Consider the following 10,600-nt stretch of genomic DNA (forward strand, 5'->3'; position numbering starts at 1 on the left):
TTTATTAAGTAAATTTAAAGGTTTTTTTATTGTATAGCATATTGAAATTGAAAACTAATTCGCAAACAAAATAATTAAAAGTCTATTTATTTATAGACAAATTTTAAAATTGCTTATATAATAAATATATAAATTAGTATGAAGGGATGTTGAATAAGATGAATGAAAATGATAAAGAATTATTTTGGGAGGCAAATGTTGATGAAGTAAAAAAAGGATATATTGAACTAGAAGATTGCTACAAATGCATAATTTGTGAGGAAGAATTTGAAAAGGGTAGAGTCTATGAAATAAATTCTAATTTTTATGATTGTAAAAAAGCTATGGAAATTCATATACTTGAAAAGCATGGTTCTACATTAAATTATTTATTAAATATGAACCCAACATTTATAGGTATATCACAAGTACAAAGGGAAGTACTATTTCTAATGGCAATGGGATTAAGTGATAAGGAAATAGCTATAAAATTAGGAGTTGCACAATCTACAATAAGAAATCATCGTTATAAGTTACGTGAGAAGGAAAAGCAAGCAAGATTATTTTTAGCAATGATGGAATTAATATCAACAAATGCAAAGAAAAATCTAACTGTATTAGATAAAGAGATGTTATGTGATGCACATAAAACAGCAACTACTATTGATGATAGATATAATATTACAGATAAAGAAAGAGAAACTACTATTAAAAATTACATTGATGAAACTGGAGCAATAAAAACATTTCCATCTAAAGAAAAGAAGAAAATTATAATTTTAACTGAAATAGTTAAGAATTTTTCAAAAGGTAAAAAATATTCCGAAAAAGAAATAAATAGAATTTTAAAACGAGTATATGAAGATTATGCAACAATTAGAAGAGCGTTAGTTGAATATGGGTTTATTGAACGTTCTAATGATTGTAGCAGTTATTGGGTAAAAGAGTAACTATAATAGAAAATAAATTAAATATGTGGTATTATCTAATTAGGAAATAAATGTTAAAATGGAGAGTTTAAAAATGAAATTGTGCATTGTTTTTGCTCTATGCAAAGTCTAGAAAGGGCGTTTTGCATAGAGTAAGTTAATAAAATTCGCCCATCGAGACTTTGCTTTTATTATTAATTAATAAAATAAAAAGGAGCAAAGTCAAAATGAAAAATTATAAAATAATAATTAATGAGCTTAAAAATTTTTTGCTTTTGTGGTTAACTCAATCGTTTTCCACATTAGGCAGTTCAATGACTAATTTTGCATTAGTTGTTTGGTCTTATGAGGAAAAAGGGTCTGCATTAACAACAGCACTATTAACAGTTTCTTCATATGCACCTTATGTGCTTATAAGCATTTTTGCTGGTGCTATTAGTGATAAGTGGAGTAAAAAAAGTATTATGCTTGTAAGTGATACTTTCGCGGCATTTTGTACAATAATTGTATTATTTCTTTTAAAAACGGAAAATTTAGAAATTTGGCACTTGTATATACTTAATGCTTTAAATGGGTTAATGAACACATTTCAACAACCTGCATCGGATGTAGCCGTAAGTCTTTTAACACCAAAACAACATTATCAAAAAGTAAGTGGAATACGTACATTCTCTAATTCATTGAATAGTATTTTAGCACCAATTATTGCAACTGCATTAATATCATTGACAAGTATTGAAGTAGTGATTTTTTTTGATTTAACAACTTTTGCAATTGCATTTTTAACATTGTTATTTTTTATAAAAATTCCTTCAGTACCATTTATAGATGATAAAAAAGAAACTATTTTACAGGCAGCCAAAATAGGAATTCAATATTTAAGAAAGAATCGAGGAATTTTAGACTTAATATTATTTCTTTCAGCAATTAATTTTACTGCATCTATGTTTAATGCAACACTTCCAGCTCTACTACTTTCAGTAGAAGGAGGGGGAAAAACTGCATATGGCATAGTAAATATGTTTTCTGGAATTGCAATGCTTATAGGGAGTATAGTTATAACTCTAATTCCAGCACCTAAGAGTAGAGTTCGAGTTATATGTAACACATTACTATTATCTATGAGTACAGAAAACTTTTTTTTAGCTTTTGGTAAAAGTCTTCCTGTTTGGTGCATTGGGGCAGTACTTGGATGGATTAGCATACCCATTATGAATGCTAATATGGATGTACTTTTAAGAAATTATGTTCCAATAAATATACAAGGTCGTGTATACTCAGCAAGAAATGCATTACAATTTTTCACAATACCATTAGGATATACTTTAGGTGGTATACTAGTTGATACTGTATTTGAGCCATTTATGGAGAAGCAATCATCAATTTCAATTTTCACATATCTATTTGGAAGTGGAAAAGGTTCTGGTGCAGCAATGTTCTTTTTAATACTTGGATTTTTAGGTGTTGCCACTTGTTTGATTTTTAGAAATGACTCTAATATATGGGATTTAGAATAATCCAATTAATATAAATAGGGGAACTATATATAGTTTTCCTATTTTGTATTTCAAGAGTTACATAAATACAATAGATACATTTATAGTATTATAAGTATAATTTTTAAAATATTAATATGTTTAGCATATAAAGAAGTTAAAAATGTGGTAAAATATGTTATATATGAAATTGAATTACAAATTAGATATTTATAAATTAAAATTAGGAGGAGTTTTAATGAGAAAAGATATAAAAATATTTTCATTTATAAAATTTATATCTTTAGCTATAATTGCTGTAAGTTTCATTTTATTTTATGCAGTAAAAATTGATAATAATAGTACTAAGACTAGAACATTAAATTCAATAATTAACGATAATGCTTTACTAAAACTTAAAACTCAAAAGGAAGAAGAATATAAAATAGATAAAAATAAGAATATAATAATTAGATTTACAAATGAAAATATTAAGGTAATACCAACAAAAGAAAGCAAGATTAAGATTGTAGAAAAGTGTAATAAGACTTTATCAGAAAAAGAAAAATTTAAGGTGAATGAAAAAGATAATGAACTATTAATAGGAAAAGAAAATTATAAAAATAAAAGTTTTCTTAATAATAGATATGAAATTATAGAAGTTTATTTACCTGAAAAGTACTCAGAAGATTTAGTTATAGAAGCTAATTCTGGAAATGTAACATTTGATTCAATTTCAAATCTAAAAAATGTAAGTTGTGAAACAACATCAGGAAATATATCAGGAGAAAAATTAATAGCTAATAATGATGTAAAAATAGAGGCAACATCAGGAAATATAAAAATAGATGAAATTCGTAGTAAACATGAAATTGAGACAACTTCAGGAAACATATCAATAAAATCATTGTTTGGATCAGGAAATATAGAATCAACATCTGGATGTGTAGATGTTATATATAATAAATTAGATAATTACTCTGAAATTGAAACTACATCAGGAACTGTTAATGTAAAAATGAATAAGAATATAAATTTTCAATTTGAAGGTAATTGTTCATCAGGAGAAATTTATAGTAATTTTGATTTTGATTATAAAAATAAAAAAGGAAATGAAGCTTATATAAAAACAGGAAAAGATCCATTTATTGATTTGAAAGTTAATACTACGTCAGGAGATATTAATATAACAAAGTGTAAAACAGACAATTAGTATAAATAGAAAGCATTAGCTTGTGATATTATAGTAGTTAATGCTTTTTTTATTAATTATTTTAAAATCAAAGTATAAATTGGAATAATAATTATATATGAAATATAAAATATTATAATTTGATTGAATGTTTGAACTTTTTGGTGTATAATGAAAAAACATTATCATTTTAGGAGGAGAATTATGACAAAACTTAATTTAGATAAACAAAATAAAATACATCATCATTACTAGAGACTTGGTCTGTAAATAACAGATACAAGTCTATTAGTGTTAGGCTTGTATCTCTAGGTAATGATAAATTAAGTGAAGTTGTAATTTATTTATAGCCATGTGGGATATATGCCTACATGGCTTTTGTTATGTAAAAATGTATAGGAGTGATAAAATATGAAAAACAATATTATTAAACCAAGTATACTTGCAGGATGTATGGAACTATTGCCAAAAGAACAAATAATTTTTAATGATATAGTATGTAAAATAACTAATGTCTATGAAGAGAATGGATGTATGCCAATTGACACACCAATAATAGAGAAGTCAGAAGTATTGCTTGCAAAAACAGGTGGTGAAACTGAAAAGCAAGTATATAACTTTCAAAAAGGAAATCATAACTTATCTTTAAGATTTGATTTGACAGTACCATTTGCTAGATATGTATCTCAATATTATAATGATTTGATTTTCCCATTTAAAAGATATCAAATAGGAAAAGTATATAGGGGAGAACGAAATCAAAAAGGTAGATATAGAGAATTTTATCAATGTGATATTGACATTATTGGGAAAGAAAAGTTAAGTATATATAATGATGCATGGGTTATAAGTTTGGCATCAAAAGCTTTAAAATCAATAGGATTAATAAATTATAAATTTCAAATAAGCAACAAAAAGATCTTAAAAGGGTTACTAACTGAATTGAAAATAGATAAAATTACTGAAGTTATGATTTTAATAGATAAATATGAAAAGATAGGTAAGGATATATTTTCAAAACAATTAGAAAATATTATAGGAAATAAAAAAAGCATCATTATTATTAACCTATTAGATATAGAGGGGAGTAATAAAGAAAAAATAGAAGAGCTTTTAAAACTTAATATTGAAAATCAGGACTTTATTGAAGGAATAGATGAATTAAAAAAAGTTTCTTATATACTGTCAGAATTAGGTGTTGGTGATGAGGAATTCAAAATAAATTTGAAAATCGTAAGAGGCCTTGATTATTATACAGGAACTGTATTTGAGACTATATTAACAGGAAATGAGATTTATGGCTCTATTTGTTCAGGGGGAAGATATGATAATTTAGCTGAGAATTATACTAATAATTTGTTACCAGGAGTTGGTATATCAATAGGAATAACTAGGTTGTTTTTTGTGTTAAAAGAAATAGGTTTCATAAATAACTATAAAATAGAAAAAAATTTGGATTATTTGATAATACCAATAGGTAATACATTAGAATACTGCATAGAAGTAATGAAGAGTTTACAACAAGATAGAAAGTTAGTTACAATTTATTTTGAAGACGATACATTAAAGAAAAAGATGAATTATGCTAATAAAATAGATGTTAAAAATGTAGTACTAATTGGTGATGACGAAGTAAAAAGAGATCAAATTAAAATAAAAAATATGATGTCCGGGGAAACCAAAAATGTTAACTACAAATTTAAATAAAATTATAAAATCTAAATACTACTTGAAAGGAAGCGCAATATGAAAATAAGAGAATATAAAACAAGTGATTGTAATGAAATTGCAGAGTTATTTTATAATACTGTACATTGTATTAATGCAAAAGATTATGATAAGGAGCAATTAAACGTATGGGCTACAGGAAGTGTTGATATTAATAGTTGGAATAAATCCTTTTTAAAAAGCTATACATTAGTTGCAAAAGAGAAAGATAAGATAGTTGGTTTTGGTAATGTTGATGATAGTGGGTATCTTGATATGCTGTATGTTCACAAGGATTATCAGGGGATTGGAATAGCAACATCTATTTGTAATATGTTGGAAAAATAATATTCTGTAGAACATATTAGAACACATGCATCTATAACTGCAAAACCATTCTTTGAAAAACGAGGATATAGAGTAATGAAAAAGCAAGTTGTTGAAAGAAATGGTGTAAAATTAATAAATTATATAATGGAAAAATAAAAAATTAACCTATAGTTAAGTTTTTTAATCGTAAATTAATTATCATTCAATTGTACTTATATATTTTCATTGATAAAATAATAACATCAAAAGCTTTTGACAATAATAGTAATAAGGGAGTATTTTTCTATGAAAATAAATGAAATTATTAAAAAGAGACGAAATTCTTTAGGGTTAACTCAAGAACAAGTTGCAGATTATCTTGGAGTTTCAACACCAGCAGTTAATAAATGGGAAAAAGGAAGTACCTATCCAGATATTACTTTATTACCTCCATTAGCTAGATTATTAAAAGTGGATTTAAATACATTACTTTCATTTAAAGAAGATTTATCAGACAAAGAAATAGGAAGTATTATTAATGACTTAAGTTTATTAATTAATGATAAAGGTTTTGAAGTTGGATTTGAAAAAGCAATGGATAAGGTTCACGAATATCCTACTTGTGATAAACTAAATTTTAATATTGCACTAACATTATGTGGTGCAATGTTTATGTATGATGTAAAAGATAAAGAAATCTATGAAGTTGAAATAGAAAAATTATTTGAAAAAGCTTATAATAGTGAGGATTTAGAAGTAAGAAATCAAGCTATTCCAATGATTATTAACAAGTATTTTGAAAAAAAACAATATGATAAAGCACAAGAATGTATAGATAAACTTCCAAGCTTTAATTATGATAAAAAAACTTTGCAAGGACGACTTTATAAGGAATTACAAGAGTATGATAAAGCATGTGAAGTTTTTGAAGGCAAACTACTTTCAGCTACAAGTGAAATTTTTTCAAGTTTACTATTTATGATGGAAATAGCATTAGAAGAAAATCGTAATGAAGATGCTAAGTATTTTGCAAGTACTATAGAAAAGACTTCAACTTTATATGATTTATGGGAGTATAACTCATATGTTGCATATTTTGAGCTATACAGTAAGCAAAAAGATGCAGAAAATTGTGTTGAAGTTCTAAAGAAAATGTTACCTGCGATACAAAATAAATGGGATATAGAAAAATCTAATTTATATAAACATATAAAGAGAAAAGATGATGAGAAAGGAATAAATAAACAGTTTCTTTCAAGTTTTATAAACACACTTATAAAAAGTTGTGATAATGAATTAAGCTTTCTTAAAAATAATAAAGAATTTTTAGCTTTAATAGATAAATATAATAAAGAATAGAGATTTTGGAAAATGTCAGTGTTGAAGATATAAATTACGCACTGACATTTTTAAACTTTTCTATTTTAAATATCCTTTATCATAGTTATACATTGATCTGTTTCTTTTCGAATTTTATAATTTATAGTTTTATATAAGGAAAAAGCAGCTGTATTATATTTGAAAACATTAAGCAACATTTTATTAAGACCTTTTTCCTTTGCGTCTTTTTCAACTAGAAGTAAAGCTTGTTTTCCATAACCTTTTCTGCGAAATTGTTCAAGAATTAAAAAATCACAAATAAAAGCAATGTCTTCATTTAATTTTTCATACCATATAAAACCTACGCTTTCATAATCATTATTTAAAATAATATAAACATAACTATCCTTTGTGTATTTACCTTGTGGAAGAAGATCATTAAAGCTTTTTTTCGCAGCTTCCATAGCATCTTCCTTACTAGATAATCCAGATTTTATTAAAGCCTTTGAATAGTCCTCAATATCCCATTGCTCAAATTTATTGAATTCTTCATCAGTCATTTCTCTAAACGTAACACCTAAATTACACATTTTAAGTTCCTCCATATTTTTGAAAATTAACTAAATATTAAATTTATTATATTATAGGGTTCCAATCTCAAATTTAAAGTAATGTTTTTATCAAATGATAATAGCCATGTTATAGTTTATTCTGATATCATGGTTGAAACCAATTAAAAACTAAGAGTAAAAAGTGAATAATTATGGTTGATATTACTCATTTCATTCTTAATATTTAAAATAGAAATACTTAAAAACTACGTTTTTATATTGTTTTACAATAATTTGTTATGTAAATTATTGTAAAATTTGATTAAAAAACTTAATTTTAGACTTTATTATTAATTTTTGCACAACACTTTAAATTGCTCTTTCTCAACTGAAACATGAATTGATGCCTATAATTAAAGTATAGGTTACTATTTAATGTTATAAAAGCTTAAAAATAATTCGGTATCATTTTTGAAAATATTGAAATGCAAACTTAGAAATTCTTAAGAAAGTCAATAATTAGAAAACATATTAAAATTAATAATAAAAGTATTTACATAAAAAAGATAATTTTAAATTAAAACATATTTTTGTAAATATATAAATTTAATTACAATGTTAAATAAAAGAACTTTATTTTAGAATTAAATTTGAGACAGTATTTTATAATGTGCTATAATATTGTTAAAATTGCATTATATGTAAGTAAAAAGGAAGAAGGGAATAAATATGAAAAAACTAATTATAAGTTCTTGTATTTTATGTGCCGTTATATTTAGTGGATGTGAATTACATATTATGAATTCAATTTATTCAAATGAAAATAAAATATCTAGTGAAACAAACTCCTTTACTTTAAATGATAATAATCAAATAATTAATGATCAAGAGTATGAAGGAAAAATTAATTTTGAAGGAATGGATACTATATGGACATTTAATTCAGAAGAAGAATCAGAAGTTGAAATTTCATATGCATTATCAGTAAACAAAGGTAGTGCTAAATTAGTTTTAATAAAGCCTGATGGGACTCTAGAAACACTTATAGAAAGCAGTTCCAAAGCACCTAATGATAATGTCACTTCAACCAAATTATCATTTAAAAAAGGAGAACATAGGATAAAACTAGTTGCAAAAAACGATGCAGAAATAGATCTTCAATTTAAAGCATCAAAAGGTAAAATTAATAAAATTGGATTTGATAAATAAGAATATACACATTAAATTTTTAGAAAATTTTAAATATTTTTAAGGAAAAATTATTATATTATAAATTTATTCATAGAGGAGAGCATAACATATGCTATTTAAAAATATAGAAACTAAGAGATTAATTTTGAAAAATATATCAACTGATGATAGAGAATTTATATTTAATCAGTTTTCAAATGATATGGTAAATAGGTATCTATTTGATGCAGAGCCACTAATTAATATAGAAGATGCAGATGAACTTATTAATTTTTATATACAACCTGAGCCTAGATTACAACATAGATGGATTATAATACGAAAATCAGATGGAGTAAAGATGGGTACATGTGGATATCATTGTTGGAATCAGAAAAATTGTAAAGTTGAAGTTGGATATGACTTACAAGAAGAATTTTGGGGAAATGGATATATGCAAGAATCAATGAGAGAACTCATTACATTTGCTATAAATTATATGAATATAAAAGAGATATATGCTTATATTTATGTTAAAAATCAAAGGTCCATTCATCTTGTAGAAAAGCTTGGTTTTGCTTTAATTGGTTCAAGTTATGAAATATTTAGAAATAGAAAATACTTGCATAATATATATTCTAGATATATTTCTAATTTAACATAGTAATTGGAAAAGAGAGTTTTAATTATGAATAGTGAAGATAAAGTAATTGATTATTATATTAAAAGTAAAAAACTAGATAGTGATGTATTTAAAAATGAGAAAAATGTATTTCTAGAAAGTGATATAGAAATTTTTCATATGATTTCATTTGGAAGGTCAATGCTTTTCATAGGAAGAAGAGATTTAATTAACTGGGCAAAAGAGAATTTTAAAAATACTTTAGCAGAGGAAATACTTGATGGAGAAAATCTTTATAGTATTGAATGTAAATTAAGAGAATATAATTTTCATCTTGCAGGAGAGCATTTGAGATTCCTATATTGTAAGAAAGATAATATAAATTGTTCAGAAAATATATTACTTAAGAAAATAATAAAAGAAGATATGAGTGAGTTTTATATAAAATATCCTGGGTTTTACAATGCATTAAATTATGAAAAAGATGAAATGGCAATTGCAGCATTTATTGAAGGTGAAATAGCAGCTGTAGCTGGTGCAGACAATTACAATGAGCCATTATGGCAAATAGGTATAGATACAGTTAGGGAATATAGGGGACAAGGGTTAGCAAAAGTACTTATTCAACAATTAGCAAATGAAATATTGAAATTAGATAAAATACCATATTATACAACATGGAGTGCTAATATTGCATCCATGAGATCAGCTTTATCAGTTGGATTTTATCCAGCATTTATAGAATATTTTGCAGAAGAATATTAGTTATAAAATGCTTTGCTACAAACAACAATATATAGTATGAAAAATTAATAAATACTAAAAGCAATGTCACTAAAAGTATAGAACTCAATTACAAAATATTTTAAAAATAATAAATTAAAATAAAGATTTTTTAATATAAGTTAGAGGTGACAATATGATTAATGAAGAAATCATAATAAATAATGCAATAAAATGGTCAAGATCTTATTTAGGATCAAAGGAATATGATTTAAAATGTCTTGGATTTATTCAAGATGCTATTGAAAAAAGTAATGATATTGAAATAGTTGGAGGCTATTCTGCAAAAGAATCAGCTGATTTTTATAATGTATATGAAAACATAGGATTACCTCCAAAAGGAGCATTTATATTTTATAACTGTGAATGTTTAATTGATGATGAATTAATGAATTTAGGACATTGTGGATTATCACTTGGAAATGGAGAAGTGATACCTCATAGGCCCCTATAGAAATGTAGACTCATAATTCAAATGGAATTATACTAAGATTAATGAATGGAGGGGTGCATTATGAGTGGAAATTTTATTAGAAAATATACTGAGGAAGAACGAGTGAAAA

The 10,600-nt window shown here is 25.0% G+C and carries 10 protein-coding genes and 1 pseudogene; 10 read left to right on the forward strand and 1 reads right to left on the reverse strand.

From position 1 onward, the window contains the following. The first annotated feature begins 158 nt into the window (after nt 1-158). The 6 genes and pseudogenes from AC07E4_RS07725 to AC07E4_RS07750 all read left to right on the forward strand — a co-directional run bounded on the left by AC07E4_RS07725 (nt 159) and on the right by AC07E4_RS07750 (nt 6,950). On the forward strand, nt 159-929 hold the full coding sequence (locus tag AC07E4_RS07725; RefSeq protein ID WP_040327381.1) for a DUF2087 domain-containing protein: 771 nt from the start codon (nt 159-161) through the stop codon (nt 927-929). Between the two features lie 206 nt (nt 930-1,135). Further along, on the forward strand, nt 1,136-2,425 hold the full coding sequence (locus AC07E4_RS07730; protein ID WP_478216066.1) for an MFS transporter: 1,290 nt from the start codon (nt 1,136-1,138) through the stop codon (nt 2,423-2,425). A 217-nt stretch (nt 2,426-2,642) separates the two neighbouring features. Beyond that, nucleotides 2,643-3,596: a DUF4097 family beta strand repeat-containing protein gene (locus tag AC07E4_RS07735; RefSeq protein ID WP_478216067.1), complete on the forward strand. Its 954-nt coding sequence runs from the start codon at nt 2,643-2,645 to the stop codon at nt 3,594-3,596. 390 nt (nt 3,597-3,986) lie between these two features. After that, nucleotides 3,987-5,282, forward strand: a complete 1,296-nt coding sequence (gene hisS, locus AC07E4_RS07740) for a histidine--tRNA ligase (protein WP_478216068.1) — start codon at nt 3,987-3,989, stop codon at nt 5,280-5,282. A 39-nt stretch (nt 5,283-5,321) separates the two neighbouring features. Next, nucleotides 5,322-5,768: pseudogene (locus AC07E4_RS07745) on the forward strand (GNAT family N-acetyltransferase). A 129-nt stretch (nt 5,769-5,897) separates the two neighbouring features. Continuing rightward, complete coding sequence (locus AC07E4_RS07750; RefSeq protein ID WP_478216069.1) at nt 5,898-6,950, forward strand: helix-turn-helix domain-containing protein; 1,053 nt, start codon at nt 5,898-5,900, stop codon at nt 6,948-6,950. Nucleotides 6,951-7,015: 65 nt separating this feature from the next. On the opposite strand, the gene AC07E4_RS07755 is transcribed toward AC07E4_RS07750, so the two are convergent. Beyond that, nucleotides 7,016-7,501: a GNAT family N-acetyltransferase gene (locus AC07E4_RS07755; RefSeq protein WP_040327385.1), complete on the reverse strand. Its 486-nt coding sequence runs from the start codon at nt 7,499-7,501 to the stop codon at nt 7,016-7,018. Between the two features lie 690 nt (nt 7,502-8,191). Between AC07E4_RS07755 and AC07E4_RS07760 the strand changes: the two genes are divergently transcribed. The 4 genes from AC07E4_RS07760 (at nt 8,192) to AC07E4_RS07775 (ending at nt 10,491) form a co-directional block, all read left to right on the forward strand. After that, nucleotides 8,192-8,671, forward strand: coding sequence for a hypothetical protein (locus tag AC07E4_RS07760; protein ID WP_478216070.1), 480 nt, complete (start codon nt 8,192-8,194; stop codon nt 8,669-8,671). Nucleotides 8,672-8,762: 91 nt separating this feature from the next. Further along, entirely contained in the window at nt 8,763-9,296 is a 534-nt protein-coding gene (locus AC07E4_RS07765) for a GNAT family N-acetyltransferase (RefSeq protein ID WP_478216071.1), read from the forward strand. 24 nt (nt 9,297-9,320) lie between these two features. Then, the gene (locus AC07E4_RS07770) at nt 9,321-10,019 is read left to right on the forward strand and encodes a GNAT family N-acetyltransferase (RefSeq protein WP_478216072.1); all 699 of its coding nucleotides are present in this window, start codon (nt 9,321-9,323) and stop codon (nt 10,017-10,019) included. Nucleotides 10,020-10,173: 154 nt separating this feature from the next. Beyond that, nucleotides 10,174-10,491 carry a hypothetical protein gene (locus AC07E4_RS07775; protein WP_478216073.1) on the forward strand — a complete coding sequence of 106 codons (318 nt, stop codon included), beginning with the start codon at nt 10,174-10,176 and terminating at the stop codon, nt 10,489-10,491. Nucleotides 10,492-10,600: the final 109 nt, after the last annotated feature.

It is taken from the genome of Clostridium amazonense (genome assembly GCF_056431285.1).